17 protein-coding genes are annotated in these 21,288 nt (G+C 74.1%); 13 read left to right on the top strand and 4 right to left on the bottom strand.

The window, feature by feature from the left end; genetic code table 11:
• Positions 1-2: 2 nt before the first annotated feature.
• Genes ACFW1A_RS08575 through ACFW1A_RS08535 form a run of 9 tightly spaced genes read left to right on the top strand, consistent with a single transcriptional unit; the run spans position 3 to position 11,356 of the window.
• Positions 3-1,031 carry an NAD(P)/FAD-dependent oxidoreductase gene (locus tag ACFW1A_RS08575; RefSeq protein WP_380406389.1) on the top strand — a complete coding sequence of 343 codons (1,029 nt, stop codon included), beginning with the start codon at positions 3-5 and terminating at the stop codon, positions 1,029-1,031.
• Positions 1,028-3,307 (top strand): class I tRNA ligase family protein, encoded by a 2,280-nt coding sequence (locus ACFW1A_RS08570; RefSeq protein ID WP_380406386.1) that lies wholly within the window; start codon positions 1,028-1,030, stop codon positions 3,305-3,307. The genes ACFW1A_RS08575 and ACFW1A_RS08570 overlap by 4 nt, the downstream gene beginning before the upstream one ends.
• Positions 3,304-6,639: an amino acid adenylation domain-containing protein gene (locus tag ACFW1A_RS08565; RefSeq protein WP_380406383.1), complete on the top strand. Its 3,336-nt coding sequence runs from the start codon at positions 3,304-3,306 to the stop codon at positions 6,637-6,639. Before ACFW1A_RS08570 ends, ACFW1A_RS08565 begins: the two co-directional genes overlap by 4 nt.
• On the top strand, positions 6,636-8,135 hold the full coding sequence (locus tag ACFW1A_RS08560) for an AMP-binding protein (RefSeq protein ID WP_380406380.1): 1,500 nt from the start codon (positions 6,636-6,638) through the stop codon (positions 8,133-8,135). Before ACFW1A_RS08565 ends, ACFW1A_RS08560 begins: the two co-directional genes overlap by 4 nt.
• Positions 8,125-8,388, top strand: a complete 264-nt coding sequence (locus ACFW1A_RS08555; protein ID WP_380406377.1) for an acyl carrier protein — start codon at positions 8,125-8,127, stop codon at positions 8,386-8,388. Before ACFW1A_RS08560 ends, ACFW1A_RS08555 begins: the two co-directional genes overlap by 11 nt.
• Before the next feature lie 2 nt (positions 8,389-8,390).
• Entirely contained in the window at positions 8,391-9,005 is a 615-nt protein-coding gene (locus ACFW1A_RS08550; protein WP_380406374.1) for a GNAT family N-acetyltransferase, read from the top strand.
• A complete protein-coding gene (locus ACFW1A_RS08545) occupies positions 9,002-10,051 on the top strand; it encodes a C45 family autoproteolytic acyltransferase/hydolase (protein WP_380406371.1) in 1,050 nt (349 codons plus the stop codon). The genes ACFW1A_RS08550 and ACFW1A_RS08545 overlap by 4 nt, the downstream gene beginning before the upstream one ends.
• Positions 10,048-10,770 carry a 4'-phosphopantetheinyl transferase family protein gene (locus ACFW1A_RS08540; RefSeq protein ID WP_380406368.1) on the top strand — a complete coding sequence of 241 codons (723 nt, stop codon included), beginning with the start codon at positions 10,048-10,050 and terminating at the stop codon, positions 10,768-10,770. The genes ACFW1A_RS08545 and ACFW1A_RS08540 overlap by 4 nt, the downstream gene beginning before the upstream one ends.
• Positions 10,763-11,356: a hypothetical protein gene (locus ACFW1A_RS08535; RefSeq protein WP_380406365.1), complete on the top strand. Its 594-nt coding sequence runs from the start codon at positions 10,763-10,765 to the stop codon at positions 11,354-11,356. Before ACFW1A_RS08540 ends, ACFW1A_RS08535 begins: the two co-directional genes overlap by 8 nt.
• Before the next feature lie 155 nt (positions 11,357-11,511).
• Here ACFW1A_RS08535 and ACFW1A_RS08530 read toward each other — a convergent pair whose 3' ends face one another.
• Positions 11,512-13,551 carry a hypothetical protein gene (locus tag ACFW1A_RS08530; RefSeq protein ID WP_380406362.1) on the bottom strand — a complete coding sequence of 680 codons (2,040 nt, stop codon included), beginning with the start codon at positions 13,549-13,551 and terminating at the stop codon, positions 11,512-11,514.
• Between the two features lie 93 nt (positions 13,552-13,644).
• Here ACFW1A_RS08530 and ACFW1A_RS08525 point away from each other — a divergent pair, with 93 nt between their 5' ends.
• The gene (locus ACFW1A_RS08525; protein WP_380406359.1) at positions 13,645-13,938 is read left to right on the top strand and encodes a dTMP kinase; all 294 of its coding nucleotides are present in this window, start codon (positions 13,645-13,647) and stop codon (positions 13,936-13,938) included.
• A 115-nt stretch (positions 13,939-14,053) separates the two neighbouring features.
• On the opposite strand, the gene ACFW1A_RS08520 is transcribed toward ACFW1A_RS08525, so the two are convergent.
• A complete protein-coding gene (locus tag ACFW1A_RS08520; protein ID WP_380406356.1) occupies positions 14,054-14,926 on the bottom strand; it encodes an LLM class F420-dependent oxidoreductase in 873 nt (290 codons plus the stop codon).
• Between the two features lie 229 nt (positions 14,927-15,155).
• Here ACFW1A_RS08520 and ACFW1A_RS08515 point away from each other — a divergent pair, with 229 nt between their 5' ends.
• The 3 genes from ACFW1A_RS08515 (at position 15,156) to ACFW1A_RS08505 (ending at position 18,539) form a co-directional block, all read left to right on the top strand.
• Positions 15,156-16,298 carry a HEAT repeat domain-containing protein gene (locus tag ACFW1A_RS08515; protein WP_380406353.1) on the top strand — a complete coding sequence of 381 codons (1,143 nt, stop codon included), beginning with the start codon at positions 15,156-15,158 and terminating at the stop codon, positions 16,296-16,298.
• A gap of 171 nt (positions 16,299-16,469) precedes the next feature.
• Entirely contained in the window at positions 16,470-17,600 is a 1,131-nt protein-coding gene (locus ACFW1A_RS08510) for a serine hydrolase domain-containing protein (RefSeq protein ID WP_380406351.1), read from the top strand.
• A gap of 162 nt (positions 17,601-17,762) precedes the next feature.
• Positions 17,763-18,539: a MerR family transcriptional regulator gene (locus ACFW1A_RS08505; RefSeq protein ID WP_380406348.1), complete on the top strand. Its 777-nt coding sequence runs from the start codon at positions 17,763-17,765 to the stop codon at positions 18,537-18,539.
• Positions 18,540-18,654: 115 nt separating this feature from the next.
• Here ACFW1A_RS08505 and ACFW1A_RS08500 read toward each other — a convergent pair whose 3' ends face one another.
• Positions 18,655-19,815, bottom strand: a complete 1,161-nt coding sequence (locus tag ACFW1A_RS08500) for a hypothetical protein (protein ID WP_380406345.1) — start codon at positions 19,813-19,815, stop codon at positions 18,655-18,657.
• Positions 19,812-21,233 (bottom strand): hypothetical protein, encoded by a 1,422-nt coding sequence (locus tag ACFW1A_RS08495; protein WP_380406342.1) that lies wholly within the window; start codon positions 21,231-21,233, stop codon positions 19,812-19,814. Before ACFW1A_RS08495 ends, ACFW1A_RS08500 begins: the two co-directional genes overlap by 4 nt.
• Positions 21,234-21,288: the final 55 nt, after the last annotated feature.

The following is a 21,288-nucleotide window of genomic DNA, read 5'->3' as shown; positions in this document are numbered from 1 at the left end:
CGATGAGCGAGGTGGACATCGCGGTCGTGGGCGGCGGCATCATCGGCTGCCTGACCGCGCGCGAGCTGCTCGCCCGGCGCTCGGAGCGCACGGTGGCGGTGCTGGACCGGGACTCGGTCGGCTCCGGCGCCAGCCGCCGCTCGGCCGGCCTGCACTTCCCGCGCGGCGCCACCGGCCGGGTGCGCGGCATGGCCGCCTACAGTCAGCAGTACTACGCCGAACTGACCTCGCACCGACCGGAACTGCCGATCCACCAGGTCGGCATGGACGTGGTCGGTGCGGAGCAGGCGGTGCGCCAGAGCTACCTGGCCAGCGCCCGGCCGACCCGGGCCACCGCGGGCGTCTGGCAGGTCGAGGGCGGCCAGTACGCGGACGTGGCGGGCCTGACCGGCCGGCTCTTCACCGAGCTGCGCGCCGGCGCGGCGGTGCACGAGGGCACCGGGGTCGCCGCGATCGAGCTCGGCCCCGAGCGGATCGGCCTCGCGCTCAGCAGCGGCGGCGAACTGACGGCCCGTCAGGTGGTGCTGGCGCCCGGTCCGTGGATCGCGGCCCCGGCCTGGCGCGAGCTGGTCGCCCCACTGGGGGTGCGGGTGAAGAAGGTCGTCGCGCTGCACATCGACCTGGTGCCCGCGCCGACCGACCGGGTGGTGGTCTTCCAGGCGGAGGACGCCTTCCTGCTCCCGCTGCACGACCGCGGGCACTGGCTGTTCAGCTACACCTGCCAGGAGTGGGGCGTGGACCCGGACGGCCTGGGCGAGGGGCTCTCCGACCAGGACCTCGGCGACGCGCTGGCGGTGCTGCGCGCGGTGGCCCCCGAGTACGCGGCGCACTGCGCCTCCGGGCGGGTCTTCTGCGACGCCTACAGCGGCACCGGCGAGCCGATCGTCCGCCCGCTGCCCGCCGACCCGCGCGTGGTCTTCGCCGGCGCGGCCAACGGCTCCGGCTACCGGCTGGCCCCCGCGATCGCCGCGCAGGCCGCCGACCTGATCGACCTTCCGTTTCTCACCAGTATGACCAGGAGTCACGCATGATACTCAGCAGCTACGACGAAGGCGTGCTGCACGAGGCCTTCGGTATCGACATGAGCAGCATCGAGGGCATCGCGGGCAGCCAGGGTGCGGGCGCCGGCTGGGGCCGGGTGGCCCCGGGCGTCAGCTCCGAGCTGCACCGGCACGACGAGACCGAGTTCTTCGTGATCGTCGCCGGCCGCGGCGAGTTCGAGGTCGGCGGGGAGCGCCACCCGGCGGTGCCGGGCACGGTGGCCCTGTTCGAGCCCTTCGAGACCCACGTGCTGCACAACACCGGCGCCGAGGACCTGGTGTTCGTCACCCAGTACTGGCGCGACGCCGAGCGCGCGGCGCGGGCGGCCGCGGCCCCGGCCGGCACCGGCTTCGGGGACCGCCCGGTCTTCGTCTTCTCCACCCCGCCCACCCCGAACGGGGACCTGCACCTGGGCCACCTGTCCGGCCCGTACCTGGGGGCCGACGCCTTCGTCCGGTTCCAGCGGATGAACGGCGCCCGGGCCTGGCACCTGACCGGCAGCGACGACTTCCAGAGCTACGTGGTCGGCGCCGCCGAGCGCGACGGGAGCACCCCGGCCGAGACCGCCGCGCACTTCAGCGCGGAGATCGCGGCCACCCTGGAGCTGATGGACATCCCGCTGGACCAGTACACGGTGACCAACGCGGACGCCGAGTACCCGGACGGGCTGCGGGAGTTCTTCACCCGGATGGTCGACTCCGGCAAGGTCGCCCCCAAGGCCGCGCCCGCCCTGTTCGACGGCGAGACCGGCGGCTACCTGTACGAGGTGGACGTCAAGGGCAGCTGCCCGACCTGCGGCGGCGGCACCAGCGGCAACATCTGCGAGGAGTGCGGCGAGCCCAACCTGGTGGTCGACCTGGGCGCGCCGCGCTCGGCCCGCTCGCAGGCCGAGCCGCGGACCGGCACCGCGACCCGCTTCTCGCTGCCGCTGCACGAGTTCGAGGCCGAGATCGCCGCCCACCACCGGCTGGGCCGGGTCCCGGTGCGGCTGCGCGACCTGGCGCGGCGGCTGTTCGCCCGCCCGGAGCTGGACATCCCGGTCAGCCACCCGGCCGACTGGGGCGTGCGCCCGGCCGAGGAGGCCGGCGCCGACCAGGTGATCTGGGTCTGGCCGGAGATGTCCTACGGCTTCCTGCACGGCATCCAGGCGCTCGGACGCCGGCTGGACCAGGACTGGCGGGCCGCCGAGCCCGGCGCGGACTGGAAGATCGTCCACTTCTTCGGCTACGACAACAGCTTCTACCACGGCGTGCTCTACCCGGCGCTGTACCGGGTCGCGTTCCCCGACTGGACCCCCGACATCGACTACCACGTCAACGAGTTCTACCTGCTGGAGGGCGCCAAGTTCTCCACCAGCCGGCGGCACGCGATCTGGGGCAAGGAGATCCTCACCGCCGACACGGTGGACGCGGTGCGCTTCTTCCTCAGCCTGACCCGCCCCGAGGGCCGGCGCACCAACTTCCGCCGCGAGGAGTACCAGCGGGTGCTGACCGAGACCCTGGTCGGCACCTGGGAGCAGTGGCTGACCGACCTGGGCAGCCGGGTCCGCAAGGGCTACGACGGAGCGGCGCCGGACGCCGGCAACTGGACCCCGGAGCAGACCGCGTTCCTGGCCCGGCTCGGTGCCCGGCTGACCGCGGTGACCGGGGCGCTCGGCCAGGCCGGGTTCTCGCTCAACCAGGCCGCCGCCGAGCTGGACGGCATCGTGCGCGACACGGTGCGGTTCGCCGAGCTGGAGAGCCTGACCGCGGACGACGCCCGCTGGCGGGCCGAGGCCCGGACCGCGGTGGCGCTGGAGCTGGCGGCCGCCAAGCTGCTGGCCCGGGTGGCGGCGCCGGTGATGCCGCGCTTCGCCGCCCGGCTGTCGGCCGCGCTCGGGCTGGGGGAGCCGGCGCAGTGGCCGACCGCGGTCGAGCTGCTGGCACCGGGCACCGAGGTCTCCCTGGCGGACGCGGTGTTCTTCCGCCCCGCGGCCGTCGCGGCGGCCCCGAGCGCCCCGGCCGTCGCGGCCGCCCCCGCGCACCTGGAGCTGCTCACCGACCTGGTCACCGAGGCGCTGCAGCTGGCCGAGCGGCCGGCCGCCGACGCCACCCTGATCGACCTCGGCATCAGCTCGCTGCAGGCGGTCCAGCTGCAGTACCAGCTGCTCACCGCGCTGGACGTGGACGTGCTGGTGGACGAGCTGCTCGGCGAGCACGACCTGACCGCGCTGGCCGGGCTGATCGGCGAGCGGGCCGGCGCGGCGGTTGCGGAGGCCGCGGCATGAACGCCGAACTCGTCGAACTGGTCCAGGACATCGAGGAGCGGGGCCTGTCCGTCTCGGTGACCGGCGGCGACCTGCGACTGCAGGGCATGCGCGACCGGATGGACCCCGAACTGGTCGGCCGCATCAAGCGGTTGAAGGCCGAGCTGATCCAGCACCTGAGCGCGGCCACCCCGCACGAGAGCGGCAGCTTCCCGCTCACCCCGCTGCAGCACGCCTACCTGCTGGGCCGCGGCGGCGTGTTCGAGATCTCCACCGCCAGTCACGTCTACCACGAGATCGAGGGGCACTGGGACGTCGGCCGGCTGGAGGCGGCGCTGAACGCGGTGATCCGCCGGCACGACGCGCTGCGGGCCCGGTTCACCGAGGACGGCCGCCAGGTGGTCGAGCCCTCGGTCGCCCCGGTGCTGATCGAGCGGCTCGACCTGCGCGGGCAGAGCCCCGAGCAGCAACTGCGCACTCGGGCGGTGCTGCGCGAGGAGCGCTCGCACCGGGTGCTGCCCGCCGACCGGGCACCGCTGCTGGCGGTGGAGGTGACCGAGCTGTCCGACCGGGCGATGGTGCTGCACGTCAGCCACGACGGCCTGGTGATGGACGGGATCAGCTCCTTCCTCTTCTTCCGCGAGTGGTGGCGCGCCTACCAGGGCGAGTTGGCCGCCGCCGGCACCGAACTGCCGCTGGAGGACTACGTCTCGGCGCTGGCGGTGGCGGCGGTCAAGGCGCCCGCCGCCCGCTCCCGGGCCTACTGGTCCGGCCGGCTGGACGAGTTGGCGGCCCACCCCGACCTGCCGGTGGCGGTGAGCCCGGCCGCGATCACCCGGCCGCGGTTCGTCCAGCGCCAGGTGCGGTTGGACGCCGCGCAGTGGGCCGCGTTCAAGCGCCGGGCCGCCGCGGTGGGCCTGACCCCGTCCGGTGCGCTGCTGGCCGCCTACGGCGAGGTGCTCTCCCGCTGGGGCGCCGGCGAGCGGTTCACCATGACCACCACGGTGGCCAACCGCCCGCCGGTGCACCACCGGATCGCCGAGGCCGTCGGCCAGTTCTCCGACACCCTGCTGGTGGAGATCGAGGTCGACCGCAGCAGGCCCTTCGTGGCCCGGGCCCAGGCGCTGCAGCGGCGGCTGCGCACCGACCTGGACCACCGGCACCAGTCCGGCATCGAGGTGCTGCGCGAGCTCGGCCGGCGGCGCGGCAGCGCCGAGGCGCGGATGCCGTTCACCTTCAACAGTGCGATCGGCTACACCGAGGAGGTGGACGGGTCGGCCTTCGAGCTGTTCGGCCCCGAGGTGTTCAGCGTCAGCCAGACCCCGCAGATCTGGCTGAACGCCTTCGCGATGGAGCAGCACCAGGGCCTGGTGATCCAGCTCGACGGCCTGGACGAGCTCTTCCCGGCCGGTCTGCTGGAGGCCCTGACCCAGGGCTACCAGAGCCTGCTGGAGCAGCTGCTGGAGGAGCGGAGCTGGGCCCGCACCGGCTTCGACCTGCTCCCCGGCGACCAGCTGCGGCGCCGCCGCGCGGCCAACGACACCGCGGTGGAGCTGCCCGAGGTGCTGCTCCAGGACGCCTTCGCCGAGCGGGCGATCAGCTGCCCGGACAACCCGGCCCTGATCACCTCCGGCCTCCGGATGAGCTACGGCGAGCTGCACCGCCGGGCGGCGCTGACCGCCGCCTGGCTGCGCTCGCACGGGGTCGGGCGCAACGAGCTGGTCGGCCTGGTGATGCGGCGCGGGCCGGAGCAGATCATCGGCATCCTGGCGACCGTGCTGGCCGGCGCCGCCTACCTGCCGGTGGACGCCGCGCTGCCCGAGGAGCGCCGCCGGTACATGCTGGCGGACGGCGAGGTCCGCTGCGTGCTGACCAACGTGGCGGACGCCGACCAGGACGGCCGCGCCGTCCTGCGGCTGGACGCCGCCGCCCCCGCGCCGGCCGGCCCGCCCGCGCTGCTGGAACCGCTGCCCGGCGCCGACCCGGACGACCTGGCCTACGTGCTCTACACCTCCGGCACCACCGGCGCGCCCAAGGGCGTGATGGTCACCCACCGCAACGTGGCCAACGTGGTGGCCGACTGCTACACCCGGTTCGGCATCCACCAGGACGACCGGTTCTTCGCGATCAGCGCCTTCAACTTCGACCTCTCGGTCTGGGACGTGTTCGGCGCGCTGACCGCCGGCGCCGCGCTGGTGATGCCCGACGCCGACCGGGCGGTCGACCCCGCGCACTGGCTGCGGATGTGCGAGCTGGGCGGGGTGACGGTGTGGAACTCGGTGCCCGCCATCGTCGGCCTGATGCACGACCAGGCGCTGGCCGAGGGGACGGCGCCGCCGGCCCTGCGGCTGGTGATGATGAGCGGGGACCGGCTGCCCCCGGCGCTGCCGGCCGCACTGCGCCGCCTGGTCCCGGGCCTGGAGGTGGTCTCGCTCGGCGGACCGACCGAGACCACGGTGTGGAACATCCTGCACCCGGTCGAGGAGTGGGAGGACGGCTCCGAGTCCATCCCCTACGGCCGCCCGAACGCCAACAACCGCGCCTACGTGCTGGACGCGGACGGCCAGGACGCGCCGGACTGGGTGACCGGCGAGATCTGCGGCGCCGGCACCGGGGTGGCCAAGGGCTACTGGCGCAACGAGGAGCGCACCGCGGAGAAGTTCGCCCACGACGAGCGGCTGGGCGAACGGCTCTACCGCACCGGCGACCTGGGCCGCTACCTGCCCAGCGGCGAGATCCAGATCCTGGGCCGCAGCGACTTCCAGATCAAGGTCAACGGCTACCGGATCGAGGCCGGCGAGGTGGAGACCCGGCTGGCCGCACTGCCAGCGGTCCGGCAGGCCGTGGTGGTCCGCCAGGAGGGCAGCCGCGGCGACCGGCTGGTGGCCCACCTGGTGCCCGCCGGCACGGACCGGCCCGACGTGCTGACGATCCGTCAGGAGCTGCGGGAGGCCCTGCCCGAGTACATGGTGCCGGCCGCCGTGGTGTGGCACGAGGAGCTGCCGCTCACCCGCAACGGCAAGGTGGACCGGGGCGAGCTGATCCGCCGGGCACCCGCCGCGGAGCCGACCGGGCAGCCGGCCGCACCGGTGGTCGACGACGGCGAGGCCGGCCCCACCGAGACCGAGCTCACCGGCATCTGGGCGCAGATCCTGCACCGCCCGGCGGTCGGCCCGCACGACAACCTGTACGCGCTGGGAGGCGACTCGATCAGCGCCGCGCGGATCCTCACCGCGGTCCGCAAGCGGTTCGGGGTGGGCATCCAACTCGGCCAGCTGGCCGCGCTGGAGACGGTGCGACTGATGGCCGCGCACGTGGACGCGGCCGTGGCGGCGAAGGAGGCGGGGCGGTGATCGTCAACCGGATCACGGCGAACGCGCCGACCGGCGGGCGGATCTCGTTCGCCCGGCTGGACGGCACCGAGACCCTGGAGCTGGCCGAACTGCACCACCGGGCCGGGCGGTTGGCGAGCTCGCTGGCCGAGCTGGGGATCGGCCCGGGCGACCGGATCGGAATCCTGGCGGCCAACAGCCCGCAGTGGGTGCTGCTGGACCTGGCGGCGCTCTGGCTGGGCGCCGAGACGGCCGGCTTCGAGCCCGGCAAGTTCGAGCCCGACCAGCGGCTGATCACCCGGTACGGCCTGCGGCTGCTGTTCACCGACCGCCCCGCCGAGGCGGCCGCCGCGCTGCCGCTGGCCGAGGTGGACCGGCTGGTGGAGAAGGCCGACTCGGCACCCGAACCGTGGCACTGGGAGCCCGGCCGGGTGACCACGGTCAAGTTCACCTCCGGCAGCACCGGCGAGCCCAAGGGCCTGGGCGCCACGGCCGGTTCGATCGACAGCTCGCTGCGCGCCGTCCAGGACATGTTCCACCACCGGGCGGGCGACGACCTGTTCGTCTTCCTCCCGCTGTCGCTGCTGCAACAGCGGTACTGGATCTACTCCGCGCTGCGGCACGGCCACGACGTGACCGTCTCCACCTACGAGGCGGCCTTCGCCACCATGCGCCGGGCCCGGCCGACGGTGGTGATGGGCGTGCCGGCCTTCTTCGAGACCGCCCGGCGGCACATCGAGGCCCGGGCGGCCCGGTCCGGCAAGCCGGTCGGCGAGCAGGCCGCCCAGCTCTTCGGCGACCGGGTCCGCTACCTGTGGACCGGCTCCGCGCCGGCGGCCCCCGCGACGCTGCGCTTCTTCAACGAGGCCGGGCTGCCGATCTTCGAGGGCTACGGCCTGAACGAGACCTGCATCGTGGCCAAGAACCACCCCGGCGCCTCCCGCGAGGGCAGCGTGGGCCGGGTGGTGCCCGGCAAGGAGGTGCTGCTGGACGCCGACGGCGTGATCAGCGTGCGCAGCGACCACCCCGTCAACGACCACTACGCCTACGCCGCCCCGGGCGACAGCGAGAAGGTGTTCCGGCCCGGCGGCATCGTGCGCACCGGCGACCTGGGCCTGATCGACAAGGACGGCTACCTCTACATCCTCGGCCGCGCGGACGACGTGATCGTGCTGGAGAACGGCAAGAAGATCGTGGTCCGGCCGATCGAGGAGCGACTGACCGCCGGACCCGCCATCACCGAGGCGGTGCTCTTCTGCCCGCGGCAGACCGAACTGGTCGCCGTGGTCCGCCCCGCGCACTACCCGCCCGACGAGGCCGCGATCGCGGACGCGCTCGCCGACGCCAACGCGGCGCTCGGCAAGGACGAGCGGATCGCCCGCGCGATCGTCGCCACCGAGCCGTTCACCGTCGAGAACGGCCTGCTCACCTCGCAGTTCAAACCCCGGCGCCCGCAGATCCGGGCCGCCTACGCAGCTGACCTCGCCAACCCGCAGGAGGGTATCCATGCACGCTGAGACCGAGACCGCCGCCCGGGAGAACCTGGTACTGGTCCTGACCAGTCCGGTCGAGCCGGAGGAGATCGACCCCGACGCCGACCTGGCCGGCCGCTACGGCCTGACCTCCCTCAACAAGGTGCTCTTCCTCACCTCGCTGTGCGACGAGACCGGCACCGAGCTGTCCCGCTTCACCGAGCACGACCTGGCCCGGATGACCACGCTGCGCGAGGTCGTCGACGCCGTCGCCCCGTCGACCGTCGAGGCGGTGTGACCATGGGAACCTGGGCCGTTGACGCACCGGTGGTGCTGGAGAACGAGTTCGTGCGGCTGAGCCCGCTGACCGCCGCCGACCGGGACGGGCTGCGCGCGATCGCGCTGGCACCGGACATCTGGCGGTACTTCGTGACCCGGATCGACACCCCGGAGGACTACGAGGCCTTCTTCGACGCCACCCTGGCCGACCACCAGGCCTGCCGGCGGGCGGTGTTCGTGATCACCGACAAGCGGACCGGCCGGGTGGCCGGGTCGATGAGCTTCGGCAACATGGCCGAGGCGGACGGGCGGCTGGAGATCGGCTGGTCCTGGCTGGGCCTGGACTTCCAGGGCAAGGGGGTCAACCGCTGGGCCAAGTACCTGCTGCTGCAGCACGCCTTCGAGGGGATCGGCGCCCTGCGCGTCGAGTTCAAGACCGACGAGCTGAACAAGCAGGCCCGGCGCGGGCTGCTGAACATCGGCGCCCGCGAGGAGGGCACGCTGCGCAGCTTCAACCCGATGCCGGACGGCCGGCGGCGCAACGCCGTCTTCTACAGCGTGCTGCGCGACGAGTGGCCCGAGGTGCGCGAGCAGCTGGCCAGCGGCCCGCGCGTGGTCCGACAGGAGGGGGCATGACCGCGCGACTGCTGCTGGCGGGCACCGCGTTCGACCGCGGGGAGCAGCACGGGCGGGCGCTGGCGGGTGAGTTGCGCGCCTTCCTGGACGACGGGCTGGCCCGGCTCAACCACCTGACGGCCACCCCGCTGACCCTGGACGGGCTGCGGCCGCGGATCGACGCCTACCGGGCGGCGGTCGCGGCCGCCGCCCCGGCCCTGGCGGCCGAGGTCGAGGGCCTGGCCGCCGGGGCCGGGATCCGCCCGGCCGAGGCCTGGCTGCTCCAGCTGCGCCGGGAGATCATGGGCTACCAGAAGGTGCCGACGGCCGGCGACTGCACCACCTACGCGCGGGCCGGCGGCCCGTACGCCGGGCACCCGGTGCTGGCCCAGACCGTGGACCTGAACGGGAACCTGGACGACGCGATCAGCGTGCTGGACGTGTCGCCGGCCGGCTCCGCCCGGCGCTCGCTGGTGCTCTCCTTCGCCGGACTGCTCGGGTACCTCGGGCTGAACAGCGACGGGCTGGCGATCGGGCTCAACCTGGTGCTCGGCGGGGACTGGCGGCCCGGACTGCCGCCCTACCTGGCGATCCGCCACCTGCTGGACACGGCGGGCAGCGTGACCCAGGCGCTGGAGCTGCTGCGCGGGATGCGGCTGGCCAGCTCCCGCTCGCTGACCCTGTGCGACCGGGAACGGGCCGTCTGCGTCGAGGTCCTGGGCGACGAGCTGCGGGTGCGGGAGGGGTACGAGACCGCGCACACCAACCACTTCCTGGACCCGGAGCTGGCGCGCGGCGACGAGCTGAACGTCTTCGCCCGCAACTCCTCGGTGCGCCGCCTCAAGGAGGCGCAGGCCGGGCTCGCCGAGCTCGACCCGGCGGCGGGACCGGAGGAGCACTTCGCCCTGCTCGCCCGGCCGCCGATCTGCGTGCCCGACGAGGGCGACATCCGGCGCGAGCGCACCGTGGCCGCCGTGGTGCTGCTGCCGGCGCGCGGCGAACTGCACCTGCGGCCCGGCGACCCGTCCCGATCGGCCACGCAGGTCTTCGGCCTGCGTCCGACGTGACGGCCCGGGGCGCCGGGGTGGAGGCCTGGCTGGCCGACCTGGCGGCCGACGCCGAACCCCTGTCACCGGCGCACTACGCCGCGGACCTGACCGAGGAGGAGCGAAGCCGGGCGGCCGGCTACCTGAACGGCGAGGACGCCCGGCTCTTCCTGCGCTCCCGACTGGCCGTCAGGCGGCTGCTCGCCTCGCACCTGGGCGAGGCCCCGGGCGCGGTGCGGCTGGGGCGGACCAGGGGCGGCAAGCCGTACCTGCCGGACCACCCGGAGCTGAAGGTGAGCTGGTCGCGGTCCGAGGACCTGCTGCTGCTCGGCATCTCGGACCAGGGCGCGCTGGGGGTGGACCTGGAGCGGATCCGGCTCATCCCGTCCGCCACCCAGGTGCTGGCCTCGCTCTACCCGGCGCTGCCCCCGCAGGCCGAGCGGGCGGGCCCGGAGTTCTTCTTCTCCGCCTGGACCCTGCTGGAGGCCGCCGTGAAGGCCACCGGACGGGGGCTGGCCGAGGGGGTGGGGGACGTGACGCTCTCCTTCCCCGCCCGCGGGGGCGCCGCGCTGCTGGGGATCGCCCGGACCGGGTGCGAACCGTGGGCGGCGAGCACGGCGCTGCTGGAGGCGCCGGCGACGACCGACGCCCGCCTGATGGCCTCGTTCGTGACGCGGGGTCAGCTGGGGCGGATCTGGCTGCGGCGCTGGCCGCCGGAGGGGAGTGCGGGCGATGGCTGAGACGGCGGTGCTGCACGTGGTGGCCCCGCTGCTGACGCTGCAGCAGTTGCGGGAGCGGCTGGCCCCGGTGGCCGGCGACCCGCGGTTCACGGTCGCCGTGCGGGACGGGTGGGACGGGCCGCAGGCGTGGGTCGGCTGCCCGGCCGACCCGGGAGCGGCGGGGGAGGTCGAGCGGGCGCTGCGGGGGCCAGCCGGCGGCCCGGCCGGGGCGGTGGCGGCAGGCTTCGGTGCGGTGCCGACGGCGGGAGAGGGCGGAGCGGCGAGCGGGCCGTTCCCGGCAGCGGCGGGGCTCCCGTTCGAGGCCGCGGCCGGGCTCGCCCTCGCCGCCTGGCAGGAACTGCTGCTGCGCCGCCCCGCGCAGGAACGCAGCCGCTACGGCTTCGCCCTGCACGCGGAACCGGTCCTCCCCGACGGGTGGCTGCTCCGGTCCTGGGACAACCCCGCACTCGGCCCGGTGCAGTTCACGGTCCGGCCGGGCCCCCGGTTGGCCGTCGCCGCGCCGGGGCGGACCGGCCGCGAGGAGGCCGCCGCGCTCCTCGCCGAGTGGACCCTGCTGCTGGCCCGGTCCTCGGTCACCCCCGGATAGCCCGGCCCTCGGTGGCGGGGGCGCGGCCGTCCCGACGGCCTGCGCCCCCTCACCGGCCTCTTCCTCGCGGTCCGTCCCGTCGCCGCCCTCGGCGAGCACGGCCACGCATGCGAACCGGGCGGGACCGTCCTCGTCGCCACGAGCGTCTCGCCGGCCTACGACCGGGTGGTGCCGGTCGGGTCCGCTCCGTCCGGCGCACGGAGGAACCTGGTGCGGATCAAGCGCGCCCGGGCCTCGGGCAGCGCGAGCAGGGCGGGCCTGGTGCGGCCCTGGGGGTCGACGCTTGCCAGGTTCCTGAGGAGCTCGGCGGCGTGTTTGACGGATCGGTCGGTGAGGGCGGAGGCCAGCACCTCCTGGGCCTGGCCGTCGTGGTCGGCCGCCAGCAGGCGGGAGAGCAGTTCGAGGATCTCCGAGTCCTTCCGCGTGCCGGCGCCACTCAGGACGGCGGATGCCTGCGCCGGGCGGTGCCGCGCGACCAGCGTGGTGACCAGTTCGGCCGCTTCGGGGATCGGCCTCCTGGTGCCGATCACCTCCAGCACGACCCGCGCCTGCCCCTCGTACCCTTCGGCGGTCAGCTGGTCCGCCACGGCAAGCCCTTCCGGAGCGGGCCAGGAGCGGACCATGTAGCTCAGGATTCCCAGGGACGGCTGGTCGTGTCCGGAGGCCCTCAGCTGTGCGGAGATCTCGACCACGTCCTCCCTCGGCCGCTTCCTGAATGCGCTGTCTTCGGTGAGGAACGACACCGGAAGGTCGTGGTCGCTCAGATGGCTGACCAGCTCCACCAGTTCGTGGGCCGGTCGGGTCGTCGACCCCTGCAGCAGGAGCTTGTAGCTGAGGCCCGACCAGTCCCACGCGACGGAGGAAGCGAGGCCGCACAGTTCGGCGACGGTGAGCTCCTGGCCCGCTCGGTGCAGGAACGCGCCGAGTTCTGCGTGCCGGTGGGCTGCCTCCAGGACCTGGGCGATCTGTCTGCACTCCGCTGCCGAGCTCGGGATCTCCCGGGAGGCTCTGAGCGCGCGGCGAGTGGCGCGCCACTCGGGGAACACCCGGTAGAGGGCGAGCAGCGAACCGATGACGTGGTTGTCCGTCAGGAGTGCGCCGATGGTGGGCTTGTCCGGGTTGTCCGGCGTGGGGTCCGGCCGTGTGCGGGCGAGGTCCGTGGCCGGAGCGCCATCGAGGTGAACGAGGGCGCTGCGGGCGTCCTGGGCGAGTTGGTCGACGGCCTCGTTCACCCGGGCGGCCTTGTCGAGTGCCACCGCGATGTCGTCGAGGAAGGCGGTGTCGCTCTCGTCGGAGGCCTGCAGGGCGAGCACGTCCGCTTCGGCGTCGGCCGGGCCGCCGTCCGACGCGAGCCCGTGGGCCTCGGCTCTCAGCCGGCCGATCTCGCGATGGGCCCGGTCGATGGTGTGGAGCATCTCGCGCTGCTTGGCCTCGGCCCGCTCCTTCTCCCGGACGGCTCGCTGCCTGTGCGCCTCGGCCTGTCCGAGGCGGCGGCGCACTTCCTGCTCCTCGTCGCCCAGCGGCGCCGGATGGTCGCGCAGCTGCTCCACCCGGCGGGAGAGTTCGCCGATGCGCAGGTTGAGCCGTCCGATCATCTGCAGGAGCAGGATGACCAGCTGACCGGCGTTGGCCTCGGCCTGCCGGCTGGCGGCGAGGGCCTGCTGGGCGTGGATGAGCCGGTCCTGCACGTCGATGGTCTGCTGCTGGGCCAGGACCAGCGCGTCGGTTCCGGCCGCGACCGCCGCAGTGCCCGGGACCGGGGTGGGCGCGCTGCGCAACCTGTCCCACAACGGCCTGGCCTGCTCCGAGCGGTGGGCAGCGGTCTCGGAGTCGGGGGAGCAGATGTCAGCGACGGCCTCGACGAAGTCCCACCTCGGGGTCCTGCCGGCCAGCCAGTCGGAGACGGTGGACCGGGACGGCACCTTGTGGTCGGTGAAGTGATCCGGCGTGAGCGCCGCGAGGAGCCCGTCGAGGGTGAGGCCGGCGCTCCGCAGCCACGCCCGCAGGAGTTCGGCGATGGCGTTCGCCTCGGCGCTGGTGCCCTTCAACGGCCCCCAGGGCCGCCCGCCCACCGATCCGCTCCGGTGACTGTTCAGGGCCCCTCCCTGCTCTCGTCTCAGCTCCCACGGGCCGGTGGTCGGCCCGTTTGTCCGGCGCCGGTCCGGTGGACAATCCCGACGCCTGGCCGTTGTCATCCCATCAGAGGGATCGTGATGGCGTCACCGGTTCGGCGGCATTGCCCGTGGGCGATGTGTCGCAGGCCGACTTCACTCGTCCCGGAGAGGCACATGTCCACCTTCCCCTTCACCCTGGGCAGCCGGTCGCTGGGGCCGCTGCAGCGGGTTCTGCTGGTCGCCCTGACGGTCCCGGCCCTGGCAGCGGTGACCGTGGCCACGGTGCCGGCGCTGGTGGTGCTGCCGTTCCTACCGGGTGGCACCGACCGGGCTGTTCGCCTGATCCGTGCTCACGTGGCGTACGCACGGACGTTGCTGACGCACAGCGGGCCACCCCCGGCAGAGCAGTCCCGCGTCCGGCCCGCGAGGATCAGCGCGGCACGCGCGACCGGAGAGCGACGGCGTTGAGGCGCTCCAGCCCCAGTCCTGCCCGTGCGACCAGTTCCCCGTCCGGCCGGGCCCGGGCGTCCTGCGTCATGGGGAGGCAACAGCGGTGGCTGCTGCTCCCGGCTCGCCGAAGCGCTCAGCCGATCGACGTGAGCTGCGGCAGCACGTCCTGTCCCACCCGCTGCGCGAACTCGACCGGGTCCCGGTCCGGCATCACCTGCAGTTCCGTGACGCCGAGGCGCGCGTACTGCTCCGCCTGGGCGAGGAACGCCTCCGGGGCGTCCAGCGGTGGCAGCAGCGCCAGGACCGTCTTCGTGATCGCGTCGTAGTCGCGGCCCACGTCGTCGCAGTGCGCGCGCAGGACGTCGAGCTTGCGCGCGACGTCCTCGGGGCCGGAGCCGAAGAGGTTGCACGCGTCCGCGTAACGCGCCACGAGCAGCAGGGTCTTCTTCTCGCCGCCGCCGCCGATCATGACGGGCGGGTGCGGGCGGGTCAGCGGTGCCGGTACGCAGAGGGTCTCCGCCAACCGGTAGTGCCGTCCCTCGTACGGCCCGTTGTCCTCGCTCCACATCTGCCGGCAGATCTGCAGCGTCTCCTCGAGCCGCTCGAAGCGCTCGGCCACCGGCACCACGGGCACACCGAGCCCGCGCTGCTCCCGCTCGTACCACGACGCACCGATCCCGAGCCGGGCGCGACCGCCGGAGAGCACGTCGAGGGTGGTGACGATCTTCGCCAGCAGCCCGGGGTGCCGGTACATCACGCCCGTGACGAGCAGGCCGAGCGTCATGCGCCCGGTCAGCGCCGCCACGTACCCGAGCGAGGTGTAGCCCTCCAGCATCGGCTCGTCGGCCGCGGAGTTCGGCGTCTCCATCTGGAAGTAGTGGTCCATGACCGTGAACGAGGCGAAGCCCGCCTGCTCCGCGACGCGCGCCGTCCCGCCCAGGGTGGCCGCGATCCGCGCCGGCTCGACGGGCCTGGAGTAGTTCCAGTAGTGCAGCCCCAACTCCACGGGGCACCTCCTCGGACACGACGGCGGGCGGCAGACCGCTCAGGGCCGCTGACCAGGCTAACGGCGGGAGGCACGGGCAGTGGATCAGGACGCGCCCGTCCTGCGAGCAGTGTCGGGTCACCGCACGGCGACGGTCTGCAGCACGAACGCCCCGTCCGCCACCGGCTCGGCCTCGTGCGCGCCCCGGAAGTCGTAAGCTTGCACGCCGGTGGCTTACGGGGGGAGACCGGTGGAGTACGCGTACGACGACCTGAACCAGTGGGAGGCGCACAGGGCCGTCGCGACGCTCCCGGTGGCCGACCTGCTCGCGCTGTACCCGCGCGCGCTGCGCGGCCGGAATTCGCGGATGGCCAATGCTCTGAGCAGGCGTCTGATCGAGCTGCGCGAACCTCGGGCCGTCGACCTGGCCCTCGCGGCTCTGACACCGCCCCATTCTCCGTGGCGCTACTGCGCGGTAGCGGTCCTGGCCGCGCTCGGCGGCCCGGAGGTGGTGCCCGCCCTGGTGACGACGCTGCCCGGACCGGGGAGGAACGACCTCGCGGGGCATCCCGACGTGGTGGTCGCACTGGGCCGGATCGGCGGTCCGGCCGCTGCCGAGGGGCTCCTGCCGGTGGCCGACTGGCTGGTGCGCCACGCCGACCACCCCCGGCGCTCCGAGTTCTACGTCGAGCGGGTGGCATGGGCGCTGTGCCGCCTCGGGACCCCCGAGTGCGTCGACGCGGCACTCGCCCTGACCGGGACCATGCGCGCCCTGTGGAACGAGCCCACCCTCCGCGCACTGGTCCCGGTGGCGGACCGGCGCTTCGTGCCGTTCTTCCTGGAGCTGTGCGCCGGACCGCAGCGCTCGGTCGGCCTGGCCGGGCTGGAGCGGGTCGCCACCAAACGCGCCCTCGCCGCCCTGCTGTGCGTCTACCGCTCCCCGGACACCGACCGGCGGCAGCACCGCAGCGCCACGCGGGCGCTGGCCTCGCTCGGTAGCGACGTCTACTGGGACCTGGGTCCCAGCCGGTGGCGGACCGAGGGGAACGGGGCCAGGTGCCGGCGCGCGTTCGCCTGGGTGCTGGGCCAGGCAGGCAAGGCGTACACCTCGGGCGCGACCCGCTACCCCGAGGCGCTCCTCGGTGACCAGGACGCCTCGGTCCGGGCCCAGGCGGCCACGTCGCTCGGGCTGATCGGGGATCCGCGGGCGCTGCACGGCCTCCTGGCCGTCCTCGACGATCCGTCACACCGGGTCCGGGCCCGGGCAGCCGGTGCGATCGCGCGGATCGGCGCCGACCGCTCGTCCGCGGAACCGTTGGCGCGGGTGGCCGAGGGAGACCCGGTGCGCTGCGTCCGGGACGCTGCGGCTGCTGCGCTGCGGACCGTGTCCTGAGGACGTTTCGCGGCCGGTCGGCAGTTCGCGTTCGCCTGCTCGGCGGCCGTGCCCTCGCGACCGCCGTCGCACTGTGAGTCGGAACACAGTTGAGGTTGACCTCGGGTCAGGCTGGAGGCTCGCTGCAACGGCCCGACACCGACGCGGGCCCGGCAGACCTGAAGGAGCACCATGTCCCCCTCCCTTCCCGGCCGGCAGCAGGACCGCCCGGAGCTGCAGAAGGCGATCGAGGAGATCGTCGAGTCCGGCCTCCTCGGGGTGCAGCTGCGGGTGAACGACGAGCAGGGCGAGTGGGTCGGCAGCGCCGGGGCCCGCGAGCTCGGCCGGAGCGCAAGGCCGCTGACCGACGGGCACTTCCGCATCGGCAGCAGTACCAAGAGCTTCATCGCGACCGCGGTGCTCCTGCTGGTGGCCGAGGGCAGGCTCGGCCTGGACGCCCCGGTCGCCGACCACCTGTCCGGGTTCGGGCTGGACCGGCGGATCACCGTGCGGATGCTGCTGCAGCACACCAGCGGGATCTTCAGCCACACCGGCGAGCTCAACGAGGACGGGACGATCGCGCCGGGGGTCCCGTGGCGGGGCAAGGAGTGGGTGGACAAGCGGTTCCACACCTACCTGCCCGAGGACCTGGTGCGGCTGTCGCTGTCCAGGCCGGCGCGGTTCGCGCCGGGGTCGGGCTGGAGCTACTCCAACACCAACTACGTCCTGGCCCGGATGGTGATTGAGAGCGTCACCGGCCGGTCGTTCGCCGAGGAGCTCCAGCGGCTGGTCCTGCGGCCGCTGGGGATGACCGGCACGGTGGCCCCGGGCGCCTCGCCGGAGATCCCCGAGCCCCACAACCACGGCTACTACCGCTACCGGGAGACGGGGCAGGAGAGGACGGTCGACGTCACCCGCCACAACCCCTCCTGGGTCGCGGCCGGCGGCGACATGATCTCGACCACCGAGGACCTGCACACCTACTTCTCCGCCCTGATGGGCGGCCGGCTCCTGCCGGCCGGACTGCTCGCCGAGATGCGCACCCCGGAGGCCACGATCGGCTACGGGCTGGGGGTGTTCGCCCAGGACCTCGGCCCGGGGGCCGGCACCGTCTTCCACCACAACGGGGCCACCATCGGCTCGGCCGCGCTGATGTACGGCACGTCCGACGGCAGCACGACCATGACCGCCGGACTGACCTACGTGGACGACGCCGACATGTCCGTGGCGCCGGCCTTCCGGACCGCCCAACAGCGGCTCGTCAGCGAGGTGTTCGGCGGCGGGCAGGCCGGTCCGACGCGGCCGACGCGGCCGACGCGCTGAGTGCCCGGGCCCGTAGGCTTCGAGGGGCGGACCTTCGGGTCGTGCGGCAGACGGCACGCGAACCGGGGCAGAGCCGGGCCGGACGGGCCCGGTGCGGCCCCTTCCCCTGCTCGGCCACGCTGTGCGACGTGGCCGAGCCCGAGCACGAGGCAGGCTGAGCGGATGACGAGCGGGGTCACGATCGGACAGGCGGCAGCGTTCGTCGGCGTCACGGTGAAGACGGTGCGGCACTACCACCAGCAGGGGCTGGTCGACGAGCCGCAGCGCGATTCCTCCGGCTACCGGCGTTACGGGTCAACGGAGTTGCTTCGGCTGGTGCAGGTCCGAACCCTTGCCGCCGCCGGGGTGCCGCTGGCCGGGATCGGGCCGCTGCTCGACGCGGACGCCGACCGGTTCGCCGACTCCCTCACCGTCGTTGCCCGGCAGCTCACCGAACGGATCGCGGACCTGACCGCGCGCCTCGCCACCCTGCACCGGCTCGCCGAAGGCGACCGGGCCCTGTTGCCCGAGCGCGCCTGCACGATCCTGGACCGGATGGCCGGCCTCGGCTTCGGCCCCGACTACGTGGCCGCGCAGCGCGAAGCCCTGGTGCTGGCGCGGGTGCTGGTGCCGGACGGCTTCGACGGCTTCCTGACCCAGCTCGAACACCGGATGGACGACCCCGAGGCCGTCGATCTGGCCAAACGCGGGCAGGAGGCGGAGACCTGGGACCCGGACGACCCGAGGATCGAAGAACTCGCGACCGCCATGGCCGATCACTTCCTCGCCAACCCCGAACTGCTGGGGGACCCCACCAGCCGGCGGGCCTGGACCAAGGCCCCCATCCAGTACCGGCTGATCAACGACCACCGCGGGGACCAGGCACCGGTCTCGGCCCGCCTGACCGCGCTCACCGAGGCCAGGCTCCGCTCCGCCGGCATACCCCTGCCACGCCGATGACCGGGGCCGGGCGGCAGGCGGATGGGCAACGGTGTCGGGACCCTGGAGGGCCGCCGCCGCGTCCTGGAAGCCCGCCGCCCCCTGGACGGCCCGCCCGCGCACCTCGGAAAACGGCCTACCGGCCTTCCCGGGCCGCCTTCCGGTAGCCGTCCAGCACGTCCTGGCGCAGCAGCAGCCCGAAGCCGGCCGACTCCAGGCGCAGGCCCAGCTGAGCGGTCGTCACGCCGAGCGCCTGGGCCGTCCGGCCCAGGTGCCAGTCGTGGGCGGCGAGTCGGTCGAGCAGGTGGGCCCGGCGGATCTGCTTCTCGGAGAGTCGGAAGGTCTTGAGGTAGGCCAGTCGGCCGTCCGCCGTGGTGATGGTCTCCCCGATGTGGCTCTCGTGCTTGGGGAGCAGCGGGGGCAGCAGCCGGGAGAGGGTGAACGGCCCCATCCGGTAGATCCGTTGCGCGGTGTACTCGGCCGTCAGCAGGCCGCCGGCGAGGAGCGTGTCGTGGTCCGCGCGCCACCGGCGGGCCTCACTCTCCGCGGCCGTGCGCAGGTCGGCCAGCGAGCCGATGCCGGGACCGGGGATCCGCGCGCCGAAGTCCGCCACCGGCGGCATCAGCACCCCGTAGTGGTAGACGACGTCCCCGTACAGGTCCTGCACCAGGCTCGGGTGCAGCGCCCGGTAGTCCGCCGGGTGCGGCACCACGAAGGCGCCCGCCAGCGCGTCCGCCAGGTAGAGCAGCACCCCGCACTGGTCCGGGTGGATCTCGAACACCCGCAGCGCGTCGGCCAGTCCGGCGACCTCCTCGCCCCGGTAGGCGGACTCCGCGCGCGGCGACAGCCCCTGGCGCAGCGCCCGCTGCGACCATTCGGACCAGGCCGTCGTGGGCCCGCCGAAGTGCAGCGCCAAGTAGCCCTCCAGGGCCAGGTGCTGCGGCAGGAACCGGAGCCGTCCGGGCCCCTCCCGGCGGGCCAGCCGCCGGTGGCCGCGGATCGGCAGCCGCACCGAGACCGCGGCCGGCAGGTCGGGCTTCGGCGGGGTCAGCTGGGTGCCGTAGGCGGCGGCCGGCGAGCCGTCACCCGTCCAGTCCGCCACGAACCCGTGCGGCACGTAGGCGGTGTACGTGGTGCCGTCGGTGAGCGAGACCGCGCCGAACTCCTCGCCGGGGAAGAGCCGCCGGTGCAGCCGCAGGTCGGTGATCGGCTCGGCGCGCAGCAGCGGCACCAGCCGCACCGCGCCCCACACCTGCGCGGGACCGGTGGTCAGGCCGGCCAGGTCGATCCGGGTCATGCCCCCTCCTCCAGGAACGCCGCCGTGCGGGCCGCCAGGTGCTCCCGCAGCTCCGCCAGTCCGGTGCGGCCCTCGGCGAACGCCGCCAGCTCCACCAGGGCCGGCAGGTCCTCGGCGTTGCGCAGCCCGGCCGTGGGCACCCCGGGCGCGAGCCGTCGGACGTCGAAGTCGGCCGCGTCGTACACCGGGTTGAGGTGCACCACCGGCGTGGCGCCCTGCGGATCCAGCCGGGTGCGCCAGACCCGCAGCACCTCGGCGGCCAGCCCGGGCGGTGCGTTGTCCCAGCCGTCGGAGACGATCACCAGCCGGTCCGGTGCCCAGTCCAGCGCGTCCAGGATGCGCAGGCCCAGCGGGGTCGGTCCGCTCGGGTGGGCGAGCAGTGCGTCGGTGCGACCGGAGGTCCAGAAGCCGCGGTACTGCTCGCCCAGCGCGCCGAGCAGGTAGTGGCTCGCCAGCGCTGCGGCCAGCGGGCGGCGGCGCTTCTGGCCGGAGCCGTAGCTGGAGAAGCTGTCGTCCAGCACCGCCGCCACCCGTCCCCACGTCCCTTGCTGCCGACCGGCGGTGCGCCGCGCGGCGGAGCGCAGGGCGGCGTCCAGCTCGACCCGCCGGGCCGCCCGGTCGGGCACCGGCCGGCCCAGCACGTAGGAGGCGAGGCGGGTCAGCGGCATCCGCCCCAGGTCCGCCGCCGGTGCCGCTCCCGCGCCGCGGGCCGACTCCTGCAGCCGCAGCCGCTCCAGCGTGGTGAGGCGCGGATCGATCTTCGCGAGGAAGTCGCCGCGCGGCAGCCCGTGCTTGGCCGCGAAGCCCTCGGCCACGGTGAACGGCAGCTGGTAGAGGGCCGACTGCTCGTAGTGGGCGCGGCGCCAGGCGTCCAGCAGCGGCTCGCGGTACGCGGCCGGATGCTTCGAGTGGAACAGGAAGGACCCCAACTCCGGGTGCGGCGGCGTCAGGTGGGAGTGCCGTAGGGCGCCCTTCAGGCCGGCCCGGTACTTCACCGCGTCCAGCGCCGGATCGGGGCGCGCGGCCAGCCAGTCGCGCATGATCGCGCGGGTGCGGCGGTTGTTGACCCGGGCCCGGCGCAGTTCGCCGAAGAGCCGGTACACCCGCTGCGGCGGCAGCTGCGCAAGCCGACGGGCGATCAGCCGGCCCTCCAGGCGCCGCTGTTCCGCGCTCGCCGCGTCGGCCGTGGTGAGCAGGTTCAACACGATCCGCGCCGCGTTGTGGTCGTTGATGTCCAGCGCCAGCGTGGCCGTGTACAGGTCGCGGTAGTTGCCGAGCAGGTAGGCGTGCAGGAAGTCGAGCGAGAGGCTCTGCTCGGCTGCCGACGCGCGGAACTCGCGCTGCCCGGTGGCGGTGATCGCGGCGTTGACGAAGAGGAGCACGTCCTCGGCGGCGATCAGGTCCTCGTAGGTCTCCATCCCCGTCCCCCTGGTTCTCCTGGGTGGCCGGCCGGGGTGGTGGGGGCACGAGCTG

This window comes from Kitasatospora sp. NPDC058965 (genome assembly GCF_042741245.1).
In the GTDB taxonomy this organism is placed as follows: domain Bacteria; phylum Actinomycetota; class Actinomycetes; order Streptomycetales; family Streptomycetaceae; genus Kitasatospora.
This window is presented reverse-complemented; position numbering and strand designations above follow the sequence as displayed.

Excerpts from the sequence above, each read along its gene's own strand:
- ACFW1A_RS08575 (WP_380406389.1), top strand. The coding sequence starts at position 3 with ATGAGCGAGGTGGACATCGCGGTCGTGGGCGGCGGCATCATCGGCTGC.
- ACFW1A_RS08570 (WP_380406386.1), top strand. The coding sequence starts at position 1,028 with ATGATACTCAGCAGCTACGACGAAGGCGTGCTGCACGAGGCCTTCGGT.
- ACFW1A_RS08565 (WP_380406383.1), top strand. The coding sequence starts at position 3,304 with ATGAACGCCGAACTCGTCGAACTGGTCCAGGACATCGAGGAGCGGGGC.
- ACFW1A_RS08555 (WP_380406377.1), top strand. The coding sequence starts at position 8,125 with ATGCACGCTGAGACCGAGACCGCCGCCCGGGAGAACCTGGTACTGGTC.
- ACFW1A_RS08550 (WP_380406374.1), top strand. The coding sequence starts at position 8,391 with ATGGGAACCTGGGCCGTTGACGCACCGGTGGTGCTGGAGAACGAGTTC.
- ACFW1A_RS08545 (WP_380406371.1), top strand. The coding sequence starts at position 9,002 with ATGACCGCGCGACTGCTGCTGGCGGGCACCGCGTTCGACCGCGGGGAG.
- ACFW1A_RS08535 (WP_380406365.1), top strand. The coding sequence starts at position 10,763 with ATGGCTGAGACGGCGGTGCTGCACGTGGTGGCCCCGCTGCTGACGCTG.
- ACFW1A_RS08530 (WP_380406362.1), bottom strand. The coding sequence starts at position 13,551 with ATGACAACGGCCAGGCGTCGGGATTGTCCACCGGACCGGCGCCGGACA.
- ACFW1A_RS08525 (WP_380406359.1), top strand. The coding sequence starts at position 13,645 with ATGTCCACCTTCCCCTTCACCCTGGGCAGCCGGTCGCTGGGGCCGCTG.
- ACFW1A_RS08510 (WP_380406351.1), top strand. The coding sequence starts at position 16,470 with ATGTCCCCCTCCCTTCCCGGCCGGCAGCAGGACCGCCCGGAGCTGCAG.
- ACFW1A_RS08505 (WP_380406348.1), top strand. The coding sequence starts at position 17,763 with ATGACGAGCGGGGTCACGATCGGACAGGCGGCAGCGTTCGTCGGCGTC.
- ACFW1A_RS08500 (WP_380406345.1), bottom strand. The coding sequence starts at position 19,815 with ATGACCCGGATCGACCTGGCCGGCCTGACCACCGGTCCCGCGCAGGTG.
- ACFW1A_RS08495 (WP_380406342.1), bottom strand. The coding sequence starts at position 21,233 with ATGGAGACCTACGAGGACCTGATCGCCGCCGAGGACGTGCTCCTCTTC.